General features: G+C 74.0%; 16 protein-coding genes and 2 tRNA genes. 10 read left to right on the top strand and 8 right to left on the bottom strand.

Translation table 11 applies throughout. The features are described 5' to 3' along the window. The first annotated feature begins 61 nt into the window (after positions 1-61). Positions 62-146, top strand: a tRNA-Ser gene (locus tag F8274_RS26285). Positions 147-276: 130 nt separating this feature from the next. Here F8274_RS26285 and F8274_RS32125 read toward each other — a convergent pair. Continuing rightward, the gene (locus F8274_RS32125; protein WP_225853988.1) at positions 277-918 is read right to left on the bottom strand and encodes a SigE family RNA polymerase sigma factor; all 642 of its coding nucleotides are present in this window, start codon (positions 916-918) and stop codon (positions 277-279) included. Positions 919-1,114: 196 nt separating this feature from the next. Between F8274_RS32125 and F8274_RS26275 the strand changes: the two genes are divergently transcribed. Further along, the gene (locus F8274_RS26275; protein ID WP_151465040.1) at positions 1,115-1,858 is read left to right on the top strand and encodes an SDR family NAD(P)-dependent oxidoreductase; all 744 of its coding nucleotides are present in this window, start codon (positions 1,115-1,117) and stop codon (positions 1,856-1,858) included. Here F8274_RS26275 and F8274_RS26270 read toward each other — a convergent pair. Then, positions 1,848-3,083 carry an MFS transporter gene (locus F8274_RS26270; RefSeq protein ID WP_151465039.1) on the bottom strand — a complete coding sequence of 412 codons (1,236 nt, stop codon included), beginning with the start codon at positions 3,081-3,083 and terminating at the stop codon, positions 1,848-1,850. The two genes, F8274_RS26275 and F8274_RS26270, sit on opposite strands and share 11 nt — an antisense overlap. 95 nt (positions 3,084-3,178) lie before the next feature. Here F8274_RS26270 and F8274_RS26265 point away from each other — a divergent pair, with 95 nt between their 5' ends. The 4 genes from F8274_RS26265 to F8274_RS31400 are packed head-to-tail and all read left to right on the top strand — an operon-like array spanning position 3,179 to position 7,060. Then, positions 3,179-3,700, top strand: a complete 522-nt coding sequence (locus tag F8274_RS26265) for a helix-turn-helix transcriptional regulator (protein ID WP_192579999.1) — start codon at positions 3,179-3,181, stop codon at positions 3,698-3,700. 53 nt (positions 3,701-3,753) lie between these two features. Then, positions 3,754-4,368 (top strand): hypothetical protein, encoded by a 615-nt coding sequence (locus F8274_RS26260; RefSeq protein ID WP_151465037.1) that lies wholly within the window; start codon positions 3,754-3,756, stop codon positions 4,366-4,368. A gap of 32 nt (positions 4,369-4,400) precedes the next feature. Further along, positions 4,401-4,895 carry a hypothetical protein gene (locus tag F8274_RS26255; protein WP_192579998.1) on the top strand — a complete coding sequence of 165 codons (495 nt, stop codon included), beginning with the start codon at positions 4,401-4,403 and terminating at the stop codon, positions 4,893-4,895. A gap of 47 nt (positions 4,896-4,942) precedes the next feature. Continuing rightward, a complete protein-coding gene (locus tag F8274_RS31400; protein ID WP_192579997.1) occupies positions 4,943-7,060 on the top strand; it encodes an NACHT domain-containing NTPase in 2,118 nt (705 codons plus the stop codon). 12 nt (positions 7,061-7,072) lie between these two features. Here F8274_RS31400 and F8274_RS26240 read toward each other — a convergent pair whose 3' ends face one another. Further along, a complete protein-coding gene (locus F8274_RS26240; protein ID WP_151465035.1) occupies positions 7,073-7,918 on the bottom strand; it encodes a DUF418 domain-containing protein in 846 nt (281 codons plus the stop codon). Here F8274_RS26240 and F8274_RS26235 point away from each other — a divergent pair. Next, the gene (locus F8274_RS26235) at positions 7,880-8,299 is read left to right on the top strand and encodes a TetR/AcrR family transcriptional regulator C-terminal domain-containing protein (RefSeq protein WP_151465042.1); all 420 of its coding nucleotides are present in this window, start codon (positions 7,880-7,882) and stop codon (positions 8,297-8,299) included. The two genes, F8274_RS26240 and F8274_RS26235, sit on opposite strands and share 39 nt — an antisense overlap. An 86-nt stretch (positions 8,300-8,385) precedes the next feature. On the opposite strand, the gene F8274_RS26230 is transcribed toward F8274_RS26235, so the two are convergent. After that, positions 8,386-8,472 (bottom strand) — tRNA-Ser (locus tag F8274_RS26230). 75 nt (positions 8,473-8,547) lie between these two features. On the opposite strand from F8274_RS26230, the gene deoD reads away from it, so the two are divergent. From deoD to F8274_RS26215, 3 genes are all read left to right on the top strand, one after another. After that, complete coding sequence (gene deoD / locus F8274_RS26225; RefSeq protein ID WP_151465034.1) at positions 8,548-9,255, top strand: purine-nucleoside phosphorylase; 708 nt, start codon at positions 8,548-8,550, stop codon at positions 9,253-9,255. Positions 9,256-9,368: 113 nt separating this feature from the next. Beyond that, a complete protein-coding gene (locus F8274_RS26220; protein WP_151465033.1) occupies positions 9,369-10,007 on the top strand; it encodes a TetR/AcrR family transcriptional regulator in 639 nt (212 codons plus the stop codon). Then, positions 10,004-10,456 (top strand): thioesterase family protein, encoded by a 453-nt coding sequence (locus tag F8274_RS26215; RefSeq protein WP_151465032.1) that lies wholly within the window; start codon positions 10,004-10,006, stop codon positions 10,454-10,456. Before F8274_RS26220 ends, F8274_RS26215 begins: the two co-directional genes overlap by 4 nt. A gap of 10 nt (positions 10,457-10,466) precedes the next feature. Here F8274_RS26215 and F8274_RS26210 read toward each other — a convergent pair whose 3' ends face one another. The 4 genes from F8274_RS26210 to F8274_RS26200 all read right to left on the bottom strand — a co-directional run bounded on the left by F8274_RS26210 (position 10,467) and on the right by F8274_RS26200 (position 12,284). Next, positions 10,467-10,916 carry a nucleoside deaminase gene (locus F8274_RS26210; protein ID WP_192580001.1) on the bottom strand — a complete coding sequence of 150 codons (450 nt, stop codon included), beginning with the start codon at positions 10,914-10,916 and terminating at the stop codon, positions 10,467-10,469. A gap of 178 nt (positions 10,917-11,094) precedes the next feature. Continuing rightward, positions 11,095-11,622, bottom strand: a complete 528-nt coding sequence (locus tag F8274_RS26205) for a tRNA adenosine deaminase-associated protein (RefSeq protein ID WP_151465030.1) — start codon at positions 11,620-11,622, stop codon at positions 11,095-11,097. Between the two features lie 119 nt (positions 11,623-11,741). Then, entirely contained in the window at positions 11,742-11,915 is a 174-nt protein-coding gene (locus F8274_RS31395) for a hypothetical protein (RefSeq protein WP_167364313.1), read from the bottom strand. Positions 11,916-11,987: 72 nt separating this feature from the next. Next, entirely contained in the window at positions 11,988-12,284 is a 297-nt protein-coding gene (locus tag F8274_RS26200) for a hypothetical protein (RefSeq protein ID WP_151465041.1), read from the bottom strand. Positions 12,285-12,632: the final 348 nt, after the last annotated feature.

Raw genomic sequence — 12,632 nt, 5'->3', positions numbered from 1 at the left:
GGGTGGATCTTCAGGGGGTGGTGGGGTGGCTCGCCGGTCGGGGACCTGTATCCTGGCTCGCGGAGGATTCGCCTAGAGGCCTAGGGCGCACGCTTGGAAAGCGTGTTGGGTTAACACCCTCACGAGTTCGAATCTCGTATCCTCCGCTCTCTTGAGCAACACGAACGCCCGGCAGGCCGGAAATGGCCCGCCGGGCGTTCGATCTTGTGGCCGGAGCGACGGCACGGGGACGCCAGGACCGGCGGACGGGCCGGCCCTGACGTCGGTCGGTACGGGTCAGAACCTGCCCTCGGCCACGTCCGCGAGGGTCACGCGGGACACCGTGTAGGTGACGGTCACGCCCACGCTGTCGGAGACGTACGTGATCGGCAGGCCGGTGTCGGCGTTGATGGTCAGGCTGTCGGTGCCGCCGCCGGTGATCAGCGTGCCGGCGGCGAGGGTGATCACCGGCTGGTCGCGGAGGGTGCCCTCCGTGACCTTGACCTCGGGCATCTGCCCCAGCAGCCGCACCACCCCCTCGAGAAACCGCAGGACGACGGTCGCCCGCTGCCGCGCGGGGAGCGACTGCAACGCCTGGAGCAGCGCGTCGCGGTTGACCACCTCCTCGGACAGGTCCCCGGCGGCGAGGTCGGCCACGCCGACGTCGGGATGCACGGTGACCTTCCGGTTCCGGCGCCAGTTGCGTCGCGACTCGTTGATCAGGATTCGTCGCACGTACGCGGACGGGCTGTCGGCCCGCTGGACCTTGCGCCAATGGCTGTACGCCCTCGCCAGGGTTTCTTGGACAAGGTCGTCGGCCAGGTACCAGTCCCCGCACAGCAGGTATGCCGTGCGGTGCAACGACGGGGCGATCCCCTGGACGAAAACCCGAAAATCGTGCTCCGCGCCGCTCGCCGTCCCGGCCGGTGGGTGCTTCATTACGGTCGTCACACGGGGGAAGACACGGGTACGGGCGCGGACGTTGTCAAGGGAATCGAATCTTTCTCGGGCTCGGCACGTCTGGCGCTCCCAGCGAACCACGCCCGGCCCTGGTCAGGGCTGGGCCTTCGTCGTCGCTCAACGCGGCGTCTGATCGCCGCCAGACTCACCGGCCGCCGCCGGCCAGGCTGGTGGTATGAACGGAGTTCTGGACGGAAAAGTGGCACTGGTGACCGGCGGCAGCCGGGGTATCGGGGCGGCGGTGGCGCTGCGGTTGGCCCGGGACGGCGCCGACGTGGCGCTGACCTACGAGCGGCGCGCCGACCGGGCGGCCGAGCTGGTGGAGCAGATCAAGGCGGTGGGGCGGCGCGCCCTGGCGGTGCCGGCCGACAGCGCCGACCCGGCGGCGGTGCGCGCGGCGGTCGACCGGGTCGCCGGGGAGTTCGGCCGGCTGGACATGCTGGTCAACAACGCCGGGGTGTTCCTGACCGGACCGGTGACGGAGTTGGGCACGGACGAGGTCGAGCGGACGATCGCGGTGAACGTGCGGGCGCCGTTCGTGTTCGCCCAGGCGGCGGTCGGGCACCTGACCGACGGCGGACGGATCGTGAACATCGGCAGCAACGTGGCCGAGCGGGCGGTGTTCCCCGGTCTCGCGCTCTACTCGATGAGCAAGACCGCCCTGGCCGGCCTGACCCGGGGTCTCGCCCGGGAGCTGGGCGGCCGGGGGATCACGGCGAACCTCGTCAACCCCGGCCCGACCGACACCGACGCGAACCCGGCGGACGGGCCCGCCGCGGAGACCATCCGGGGCTTCACGGCCCTGGGCCGCTACGCCGCCCCGGCGGAGATCGCCGCCGTCGTGGCGTTCCTCGCCGGGCCGGACGGCGGGTACGTGACCGGCGCGACGATCAACGCGGACGGCGGCTTCACGAGCTGACCGGCGCAGCCGGCTGGGCGGTCGACGGTGTGGCCGGTGCGCCGGGACGCCGCCCGCCGCGCAGCGCCCAGCCGGCGAGCAGGACCGCGCCGGCCGCCGCGACCGACAGGACCACCCGGTGGTCGACCAGCTGCAGCAGGCCGGCGCCGGCCAGGACGGCGAGCGTGCCGGGGCCGAAGGTCAGCGTGTTCACGGTCGCGGATACTCGCCCGACCAGCGCGTTCGGCGTCTCCCGCTGCACGGCGGTCCACACGGTGATGAGCACGAGCGGCACCCCGAACCCGACGGCCAGGGTGCCGGCGGCCACCGGGACGAGGGCGGGCACGGCGCGCAGCGCCAGCCCGGCGGCGAGGGCCGCGACCGCCACCGCGGTCAGCCGCCGGTCGCCGAGCCGGCGCAGCAGCGTCCCCGCGGCCAGGCCGCCGACCAGGGCGCCGACGCCCTGCACGGTGGCGAGCACCCCGTTGAACTCCGGCGGCCGGTGCAGGCCGGCGTCCACCACGGCGTACGCGACGGCGCCGTTGATCCCGGTCAGCAGCAGCGTGGCGCCAGTGCAGGCGACGAGGTGGCGCAGGGCCGCGTGCCGGCGCAGGTGACCCAGCCCCTCGGCGAGCTGGCGGGTCCAGGGTTCGGGCGGCGGTGGGGGTGCCTCGCGTACCCGGATCAGGGCGAGCAGCAGGGCGGCGAGGGCGAAGGTGGCGGCGTCGAGCAGCACCACGGGGTGCCCGCCGTACGCGGCGAACAGGCCGGCGCCGGCCAGCGGGGCGACCAGCTTCATGCCCTCGTTGACCGTCGTCCGCAGCCCGTTGAAGTCGCCGAGCAGCTCCCCGGGGACCACGGTCGGCACCAGCGCCGCCTCGGCCGAGTCGATCAGCACGAAGCTGACCCCGTACGCGACCGTCACCGCGAAGATCAGCCAGACCCGGGCGGCGGAGTCGACCAGGAGCAGCACCGGGAGCAGGGCGGCCATGGCCAGGTGCAGGGCGATGAGCAGCGGCCGGCGGCGGAACCGGTCGGCCAGCACCCCGATGAGCGGGGCCACCAGGGTGGATCCCCAGATGCCGAGGGTGACCAGACCGGCCAGGCTGCTCGACCCGGTCAGGTCCTTCACCCAGATCCCGGCAACCAGGAGCATGGCGGCCGTGCCGAAGCCGGACACCAGCACGCCGGCCAGGTAGCGGCCGGCGTCGCGGTTGCCCAGCACCCTCGTCGTACCCCAGCTCATGGCACCTCCCCCGTGCGGTGCGATTCTGTCCACACTCCACTCCCAAGTCAATGCTTGGGGGTAGGTGCGGCGGGTGGTGCGGTTCAATGGCGGCCGTGAGCACCACCGATCCACGCCTGCGGGCGCTGGCCCACCCGGTACGACTGCGCATGCTCTCGCTGCTGTGGAGCGCGCCGCTGTCCGCTGCCGCGCTGGCCCGGGAACTGGCCATCTCGCACGCCCTGGCCAGCCAGCACCTGCGCCGGCTGGACGCCGCCGGCCTGGTCGAACTGGCCGACGTGCGCGCCCGGCGCGGCGGCCGGGAACGCCGCTACCGCGCGGTGCGCGGCCCCTGGCTCACCGAGCAGCAGGAGGGGCAGCCGCTGCTCGCCGAGTCGCTCGCCCGCAACCTGCTCGAACGGGTGGCCGACCGCGTCCCGGGGACGTCCGGCGTCACCACCGACGCCGAGCTGTGGGTGTCCCCCGACGCCTGGGCGGCGGCGCGCCGGCGGTTGCACGCGATCATGACCGAGCTGCACGACGCCGCGCAGCCGCCGCACGCTCCCGGTACGGTCCGGGTGGGCGCCACCCTCATGGCCTTCGAGATGACCGACCCGGCGCCGGCCGCCGAGGGCTGACCGACCGTCGTACACATGTTCCATCCACAGCCTGTGGACGCCGAGGGGATCGCATGAGTTACCAGCTCAGCGCGGTGGTCGCCGACGTCGAGCTGCTGCGCGAGCAGACCGCCGAGCTGGATCACGCGGTGCTCGCCGCGCTCCGCCAGGACTTCGCGCTGCTGCCGGTCACCCCGCAACTGGTCGAGGAGCTGACCGGCCGGCTGTCCGACTTCGCCACCGGGGAACCGTCGGCGGAGCACCCGTTCCACCTCGTCCTGTCGCCCGCCCTCAGCGAGCTGCTGGCCCGCTGGTCCCGGCGGGGGCCGGTGGCCTACCTGGAGGCGGAGTTCGCCGGCGGGCTGGGCCACCAGGCGGCGGCGGTCTGGCTGGGGGGCGAGCCGAGCTGGGGGCCTTGCTTCGACGATCGGCTGGACCGGCCGCGCGCCGAATGGCCGATCAACGCGGCGCTCGCCCGGCTGGGCGCCGAGCCGGGGCCGTGGATCGACCCGTTCGCCGAGCTGGGGTTGCACCTGGAGCGGGACACGGTCGGCTGGCTGGCGCACGGCCGGCGCAGACTCTCGGCCGACTACTGGGACGAGCTGGCGGAGGAGTGGGAACTTCGCCAATCCGACCAGCACCAGCAACTGAATCGCCCCGGTCCCGTTGGGGACTGGGGGAATGCATGAAACTGCGACAATTCGGATTCATTGCCGTACTGATGACGGCCGCCTCGATCGCCGGTAGCGGCGTCCATCCACAGGGGGCGGACGTGCCGGCCCGGCCGGTCGGGGCCGCGGAGGTGGTCAGTCTCCACGGGCTGGGCAACGCCGAGTTCGGCGCCACCGAGGAGGACCTGACCCGGCGCGGCGTGCTGCGCACCGACGAGGACGCGTGCGGGCCGACACTGACCGGACACGGGTCGGTCAGCCCGATCTTCGCCGACGACCGGCTCGTCCTGCTCTGGCTCGACGACCCGATGAGCACACCGGAGGGGATCACCGTGGGCACCCCGGTCGACGCGGTGCACGCCGCGTACCCGTGGGTGGTCCGGCTCGACGCTCCACAGGAGATGCACCGGTTCGACGGGCTGCTCGCCCGCAGCGGCGACCGGGCGTACCTCTTCCTGCACGACGGCGCCACCGTCCGGAAGATCATCGCCGGGTACGCGGACTGGGCCCGCCGCCTCTTCGACGAGGGCTACGGCCCCTGCTGACCCGCCGCGGGTTGTGCGCCGGACCGTCCGGACGGTAGAGACGACGCATGCGTCGGGTGGTCATGGTCGGCCTGTCGGTGATCGTCGTGGCCCTGCTCGGCGTGGCCACGAACGTCGCCACCGGGGCGCTGCCCGAGCGCTGGTCCCCGTACCTCTGGTTGGCCTGGCCGTTGGTGCTGCTGCTGGTGGCGGTCCTCGTGGCCATCGAGGTGCAGCGCGGCCGGGAGCCACGGCCGACCGGAGCCGCCGGCGCGGCCCGGGCCCGGAAGGTGCTGCTGGAGCGGGTCCGCCGCTACTGGGTGACCAGCGTGCTGGACCGGTCCCTCTACGAGGAGGCGCGGATCGAGCTGGGCATCGCCGCGACCGCCGACGACCGTCGGCACCCGTGGAGCCTGCGGGCCAGCCACCGGGACGGCTTCACCGGCTCGCTGGACGACCGGACCTCGATGTCGGCCCTGTTCGACCAGCTCGACCAGGCGGTGGTCATCGTCGGCGCGCCCGGTGCCGGCAAGACCACCACCCTGCTGGAACTCGCCCGGGAGCTGCTCGACCGCGCCGACCACGACCCGGACGCCCCGATCCCGGCCGTCTTCAACCTCTCCTCCTGGGCGACCCTCCGCCAGCCCCTCGACGGGTGGCTCGTCGAGCAGCTCACCGAGCGGTACGGCATCCCGGCGGAGCAGGCGACCGCGTGGGTGGCGGCCGGGGAGATCCTGCCGTTGCTGGACGGCCTCGACGAGGTCGGCGGGCAGCACCGCGACGAGTGCGCGGAGGCGATCGCCGCGTTCCACCAGCGGCAGCCGCTCACCCCGATCGCCGTCTGCTGCCGCCAGGCCGAGTACGCACGACTCCGGTCGGAACTGCCCCTCTACGGCACGGTCGCCATCCAGCCACTGGACCGGTCCCAGATCGAGCGGTACCTCGACCGGCCGGGGCTGAGTGGGCTGCGGGAGGGGCTCGACGCCGACCCCGGGCTGTGGCAGCTGGCCGACTCGCCGCTGATGCTCAGCATCATGGCCCTGGCGTACGCGGACCCGAGCGACGCCGGAGCCAGCCCCTCCCTCGCCGGCTCCGGGCGCGAACGGCTCTTCACCCGGTACGTCGACACCATGCTGCGTCGCCGGCCGCATCCCCGGTACCGCCGCGAGCAGACCTCCGGCCACCTCGCCACCCTCGCCCGGGTGCTGCGCCTGCGCGACCAGACGGTCTTCGTGCTGGACATGATCGACGAGTCCTGGTCGGCCCGGCGTCCGGCCGCGCCGTGGACCTCGACGGCGCTCGCCCGGCTGCTCGGCTGCGCTGCCCTCGCCGTGCTGTTCGGCGCGGCGGGTTGGGCGCTGGGCGCGGTGGCCGGCCTGGTGGTCGCCGGCGGCCTGCTGGCGCTGGCCGTGCTCATGCACGCGGTCAACTACGACGACCTGTTCGAGCTGACCTCGACCATCCGCGACCGCGACGACCGGCGACCGGAGAGCTGGGTGGCCGCCTGGACCACGAGCGTCGCCGAGCTGGAACGGCTCATCCAGGTCTCGGCGCTCGCCACCGGCGCGGCCGTCGGAGGGCTCACCGGCTGGCTCAGCCCCGGCGGACCGAGCTGGACCGCCGGCCTCGGCTACGGCGGCGGGTTCTTCCTCGCCACGGTGGTCGCCCTGGTCGGCCTCGACGGCACCCGGGTGCGGCTCCACTTCCGGCCGCTGCCGCCCCGCACGGGCCGCCGCGAGCTGCCGAGCCCGCTGCTGCGGCAACGGCTGACCCTCATGGCGGCCGATCTCGTCACGCTCGGCGTGATCGTCGGCGTCCTCGGCTTCGTGCCGGTCGCGCTGGCCCGGGACGCGGCCGAAGCCCTCCGCTTCGCGGTGCTGCTCGGTGCCGGCACCGCACTCATGCTGTTCACCGTGGTCGCGTTCTCCCCGATGATCGAGCAGGCCCTGGTCCGGCGGCGACTCGCCCGGGAGGGCCTGGTGCCCTACCCGCTGCTGCCGTTCCTCGACCACGCGGTGCAGTGCCTCTTCCTGCGCCAGGTCGGTGACGGCTACATCTTCGTGCACCGGGAACTGCTCGACCACTTCGCCGAGCGCGCGGCGGCCGACCTGCCGGCGCCGCGGTCCCGCCCGGCCCGGCGGGCGGTGACGCGCCCGGGCGCCCGGAGCGCCGGCGGTGGACGGTGAACCGCACGGTTCTCACCCGCTGGTGTCCTGAAGTCGGGCCGCGTCGGGCACGGCCGGCTCCCCCGGCGGCGACGTGGCCGCGTCCCGGCGGGAGCGGTCGGCGGACGGGTTGCGGAAGGCCGGGCGGCGGGCGTTGGTGAGCCAGCGCAACGCCCACTCGACCGGCCCGTAGCGGAACCGGCGCAGCCACCACGCGCTCGCCACCAGTTGCACCGCGAACACCGCCAGGACGAAGGCGAAGAGCCCGAGCGGGGAGAATGTGCCCGCGAGCCCGAACCCGATGCCGGTGAAGGCGACCAGGCCGGCCACCGACTGGCCCAGGTAGTTGGTGAGGGACATCCGGCCGGCCGGGGCGAGCGCGGACCGGACCATCGCCGTACGCGGGTGGTGCATGATCCGCAGCAGCGTCGCCACGTAGGCGGCGGCCAGCAGCGGCGCGGTCGCGACGCTCGCCGCGACGCCCAGGCTGTTGCCGTTGCCGCCGCTGGCGGCGTAGACGACCGATCCGAGCAGCCCCACCGGGAACCCGATCCACTGGATCCGGCGCAGCACCGGCTCAGCGCCGGTGACCCGGGCCAGCCACCGCCGGCGGCCGGCGACCATGCCGAGCAGGAACAGGCCGAGTGCGGTCGGCCCCTGGAGGGTCACCGCCTGGAGGACCAGCAGCGGCAGCCCGGCCAGGTGCTCGCCGATGTTGGCCTCCCAGCCGCCGAGCAGCGCCCGCGTCGCCGCCTCGCCGTTGGCCAGCGCCTCGGCCTCGCCGGGCAGGAACGCCGAGCGGTCCACGAGGAGCGCGCCGGCGACCAGGCTGAGCAGCTCCTGCTCGGCCGGCCCTGGCTGCTGGCCCTCGGCCAGCACACCCCGCCCGCCGGGCCCCGATCATTGCGCTGGCTCGACCGCGCCCTCGCCGCGCTCGCCGGCACCGGCCTCGACCACGGCGAGCGGATCAACGTGGCGACCACCCTCACCGGCTACGCCGCCCGGCAGGCGGCCCTGGCTCACGCCCTGAACAGCGCCGCCGCCGGCGACCCGATCGCCGGGCTGACCGAGTACGGCGAGATCCTCGGCCAGGTCCTCGACCCGGACGGCTACCCGGAGCTGACCGAGGCCGTACGCGCGAACGCGTTCGGCGCCGCCGAGGAGTGGATCGACGACGCCGACTTCACCTTCGGGCTCGACCTGCTCCTCGACGGCATCCAGGCGCTCATCGACCGCAGGTGTGACCGGGGCCAGCACTGAGCGTGACCGGGGCCAGCACTGAGACCACAAGCGGAACGCCCGGTGCGATCCTCACGGATCGACCGGGCGTTCGCGCATCTCACGAGCGGTGGCGGCGGGATTTGAACCCGCGGAGGGCGTAAACCCTCACACGCTTTCGAGGCGTGCTCCTTAGGCCACTCGGACACGCCACCGCCGAGTAGGGTACAGGACCCCGGGTCTGGACGCCGAACCGGTATCCCCGCGCCCGGCCTGGCAGGATCCTTGCCATGAGTACGCACATCGGCGCTGAGCCGGGAGAGATCGCCGAGCGGGTCCTGATGCCGGGTGACCCGCTGCGGGCCAAGTGGATCGCGGAGACCTACCTCGAGGACGCCCGCTGCTACACGACGGTTCGCGGCATGCTGGGCTTCACCGGCCGCTGGAACGGCGTCGAGGTCTCCGTCCAGGGCTCCGGCATGGGCATGCCGTCCGCCTCCATCTACGCCCACGAGCTGATCAACGAGTACGGCGTGAAGACGCTGATCCGGGTCGGTTCCTGCGGCGCCCTGACCGAGGACCTCCAGCTGCGCGACGTGGTGGCGGCCATCGGCTCGTCCACCGACTCGAACATGAACCGGATGCGGTTCGACGGGTTGATCGACTACGCCCCGGTGGCCGACTTCGGGCTGCTGCGCACCGCGGTCGAGGTGGCCGAGCGGCGTGGCATCACCATGCGGGTGGGGCCGATCCTGGCCGCGGACGCCTTCTACACGGACCGGCCGGACCTCTACGACACCCTCGCCGACTACGGGGTGCTCGCGGTGGAGATGGAGTCGGCGGCGCTCTACACGATCGCGGCCCGGTTCAAGGCCCGCGCGCTGACCGTCCTGACCGTGAGCGACCACATCAAGACCGGCGAGAAGACCACGTCGCAGGAGCGTGAGCAGACGTTCGGCCAGATGGTCGAGATCGCCCTCGACGCTGCCGTCGCCTGACCCGACCCGACCTGCGACCGCCCCGCCACCACCTAGGTGGCGGGGCGGTCGGCGTTACCGGGGTCACATAAATAAATACGACCGGTCGTTCTTCTTTCCGTTACGCTGCCCGCATGACCTCCGACGGCCGCGTCGCCCGCGGCGACCGCACCCGCACCGCGGTGCTCGACACCGCCGTGTCGCTGGCCACCGAGGTCGGTCTGGACGGGCTCTCCCTCGCCCAGCTCGCCGACCGGCTCGGGGTCAGCAAGTCCGGCCTCTTCGCGCACTGGCGCTCCAAGGAGGCGCTGCAACTCGCCACCGTCGACCGCGCCGTGACGCAGTGGGAGGAGCGGATCGTCGCCCCGGCCCTGCGCGTGCCCCGGGGCGTCCGCCGGCTGCGCGCGCTGCACGAGGCACGCATCGGGTTCTACGCCGCCCGGGTCCTCCCCGGCGGCTGCTTCTTCGCCAACACCGAGTTCGAGTACAACGCCCGCCCCGGCCCGGTCCGGGACCGGCTCGCCGAGGCGTCCGGCCGGTGGACCACGTTCCTCGAACGCCTCGTCCGGGAGGCCGTCGAGCTCGGCGAACTCCCCGCCGACCTCGACGTGCCGCTGCTGGCGTACGAGATCGACGCGCTGGGGATCAGCGCCGTCATGCGCTCCCGGATGCTCGACCCGGACGTCACCTACCGGCACGCCCGCCAGGGCCTGCTGAACCGGCTGCGGGCGCTCTGCCCCGACCCGACCCTGCTAACGGAAGGCCCGTCATGAGCCAGACCACCGTCGAGTTCGGGCACGTCGAGCACGTTCCGGTGCACTTCGACGACCTCGACGCCATGGGCATCCTGCACAACGCCCGCTACGCGGTGCTGCTGGAGCGCGCCCTGACGCCGTACTGGGCCGAGCGCGGCGTCGCCTTCCGCGGCGACGTGCACGCCGCCCCCGACGTGTTCCACGCCGTCCGGGAGTTCACCATCACCTACCGCGCCCCGGTCACCGGGGTCGGGCCGGTGGCGGTGCACTTCTGGCTGGAGCACTTCGGCACCAGCAGCGCCCGCTACGCCTTCGAGTTCCGCTCGGTGGACGGCGGGGTCCTGCACGCCGACGGCACCCGGTCGATCGTCCGGCTGGACCCCGCCACCCTGCGCCCGACCGCGTGGACCGAGGCGGCCCGGACGGTCGCCGCGACCCTGCTGCGCCCGGCGCCGGCCGCCGTCTGAGCGGGAACCGTCAGCGGAAGAAGGCGCGTAGCAGGGCGGCGCTCTCGGCCTCCCGCACGCCGCCGTACACCTCGGGGCGGTGGGTGAGGCGGCGGTCGCGCAGCACGTCCCAGAGCGAGCCCACGGCGCCGGTCTTCGGCTCCCATGCCCCGAAGACCACTGTCGAGATCCGGGCCAGGGCGATCGCGCCCGCACACATCGTGCACGGCTCCAGGGACACCACCAGGGTGCAGCCCTCCAGCCGCCACCGGCCCAGCCGCTCGGCGGCCCGGCGCAGCGCCAGCACCTCGGCGTGCGCCGTCGGGTCGCCGGTCAGCTCCCGCTCGTTGCGGCCGATCGCCAGCTCGGCGCCGTCCGGCCCGTAGACCACGGCGCCGACCGGGACGTCCTCGACCGCGTCCTCGCCGTCGCCGGGGACCCCGTCCGGGCCGGTCACCGCGACCTCCAGGGCCCGGCGCATCCACAGCTCGTGCCGCTGCCGGCGGCCCACGCCGTCCAGGTCGGCCAGGCCCTCGTCCGCGCCCGGACCGACCCGTGCCGGCCGGCCAGGGGTGGGCTGCCCCGGGCGTACGGTCTCCAGCGCCGGGTCGGTGGCGTCGGCCGGCTCCGCCCCGCCGGTCCAGTGCGGGCCGGGCGGCTCAGACCTCACGAAGCTCCTCGACCTCGTCGGCGCAGCCGAGCACCTGGCAGACCTCGGCGGTGACGTCGGCCGGCATCATCCCCTCGTGGCCGCAGAGGGCGAGCAGCTTCGGCGCGGAGATGCCCAGGTCGGCGAGGAGGTCGGCGTCGCCCACCGGGTCGGCCTCGGGGTCCACGGCCGGCTGCTCGGTCTCCTCGTCGCCACCGGCGGCCGGCCGCGGCTCGTCGGCGTCCTCCAGGCCGGTGACCGAGGTCTTCAGGTCCCCGACCAGCAGCGCGCCCAGCCGGGACTCCTCCGCGTACGCCGAGTCGGAGCCGAAGACCCGCAGGTCCTCCCCCTCGTCCAGGCGCAGGATCACCAGGTAGGTGTCGTCGGCCTCGACGAACAGCAGGGAGAGGTCGGCGTCCGGCTCGACGTCGCGCAGCCGGTCGGCCACCTCCTCGATGTCGGTGACCCCCCGCAGGTTCACCTCGTCGGCGGTCCAGGCGCCCTCGACGCGCGCCACGGCAGCAGCGAAGTACGACACGGTCCCCCCAAATTGGCCTCGGCAGCACGCCGACTCGTCACGCGATGCACGTTAACCGGTCGGGTCGGCAGGCGACCGGTCAACGCCCCGAAGGGCCGGTCGAACCTGGAGAAAGTCGGTCAGCCGGCGATGCGCCGGCGGGTCGCGATGAGTTCGCGCAGGCGCTCGGAGCGGGCCCGCTGCTGCGGCCGTTCGCGCTGCCGCACCGTGCGGGCGCCGGCCAGCTCGGCGAGGAGTTGCAGGCGGCGGCGGCTCCGTTCCGGGTCGAGCCGCGGCGGGGTGATCCAGGCCATACCGCGAGCGTGGACCGTCACCGCGCGTACGTCAAGACGGTCTTCGCTGCGCAGCGAAACCGGCACGCACCGTCACCAGAGCGGCCAGTCGCCACTCTGCGCCCAGCGCAGCGCGACGACGGCGGCGGCGATGCTCCAGCCACCCGCCGTGACGATCGCGACCCCGGTGGCCACCCCCCGGTCGCCGTGGCGGACCAGCACCACGGCGGCCAGCCAGGCCAGCCCGCCGGCGAGCAACGTCCACCAGGCGTAGCCGGGCACGTCCCGCCCGAGCAGGCCGAACAGCAGCAGCCAGACGAACGCGGTCACCGCGCCGACCGCGACGCCGGCGCCGGTCACCGGGTACGGCTCGCGGTAGCTCGGCCGCATCGGCGCCCCGGACGGGAAGAGCCCCGACGGCGTCCGCGGCAGCGGGCGCACCGGACCCGCGCCGGGCTCACCGGCCACGCCGTGCCACCCGTTCGTCACCGCTGCCCCCTTCACGGACCGTAGACGGACCGACGTCACGCAGAGCGACGGTCCCGGACGGACGCGCGCAGCGTTCGTCCCTACGGTAGTGGTCTGCCAGGATGGCCGGATGCGCTCGTCATCGATCGGACGCCGCGCGCGTCCGGCGTACCCGGTCCTGCTGCTCGTGGCGGCGCTGGCCGCCGGGTGCGCCCCCGAGGCCCGGCCCGCCGCGGCGCCGGGCAATTCGTGGCAGAGCCCGAGCGCGCC

The sequence above is a fragment of the Micromonospora sp. AMSO31t genome (assembly GCF_008868175.1).
Classification (GTDB): domain Bacteria; phylum Actinomycetota; class Actinomycetes; order Mycobacteriales; family Micromonosporaceae; genus Micromonospora.
This window is presented reverse-complemented; position numbering and strand designations above follow the sequence as displayed.

Excerpts from the sequence above, each read along its gene's own strand:
- F8274_RS26260 (WP_151465037.1), top strand. The coding sequence starts at position 3,754 with ATGAGTTACCAGCTCAGCGCGGTGGTCGCCGACGTCGAGCTGCTGCGC.
- F8274_RS26210 (WP_192580001.1), bottom strand. The coding sequence starts at position 10,916 with ATGCGCCGGGCCCTGGAGGTCGCGGTGACCGGCCCGGACGGGGTCCCC.
- F8274_RS26220 (WP_151465033.1), top strand. The coding sequence starts at position 9,369 with ATGACCTCCGACGGCCGCGTCGCCCGCGGCGACCGCACCCGCACCGCG.
- F8274_RS26275 (WP_151465040.1), top strand. The coding sequence starts at position 1,115 with ATGAACGGAGTTCTGGACGGAAAAGTGGCACTGGTGACCGGCGGCAGC.
- F8274_RS26255 (WP_192579998.1), top strand. The coding sequence starts at position 4,401 with ATGACGGCCGCCTCGATCGCCGGTAGCGGCGTCCATCCACAGGGGGCG.
- deoD (WP_151465034.1), top strand. The coding sequence starts at position 8,548 with ATGAGTACGCACATCGGCGCTGAGCCGGGAGAGATCGCCGAGCGGGTC.
- F8274_RS26215 (WP_151465032.1), top strand. The coding sequence starts at position 10,004 with ATGAGCCAGACCACCGTCGAGTTCGGGCACGTCGAGCACGTTCCGGTG.
- F8274_RS26200 (WP_151465041.1), bottom strand. The coding sequence starts at position 12,284 with ATGCGGCCGAGCTACCGCGAGCCGTACCCGGTGACCGGCGCCGGCGTC.
- F8274_RS26270 (WP_151465039.1), bottom strand. The coding sequence starts at position 3,083 with ATGAGCTGGGGTACGACGAGGGTGCTGGGCAACCGCGACGCCGGCCGC.
- F8274_RS31400 (WP_192579997.1), top strand. The coding sequence starts at position 4,943 with ATGCGTCGGGTGGTCATGGTCGGCCTGTCGGTGATCGTCGTGGCCCTG.
- F8274_RS32125 (WP_225853988.1), bottom strand. The coding sequence starts at position 918 with ATGAAGCACCCACCGGCCGGGACGGCGAGCGGCGCGGAGCACGATTTT.
- F8274_RS31395 (WP_167364313.1), bottom strand. The coding sequence starts at position 11,915 with ATGGCCTGGATCACCCCGCCGCGGCTCGACCCGGAACGGAGCCGCCGC.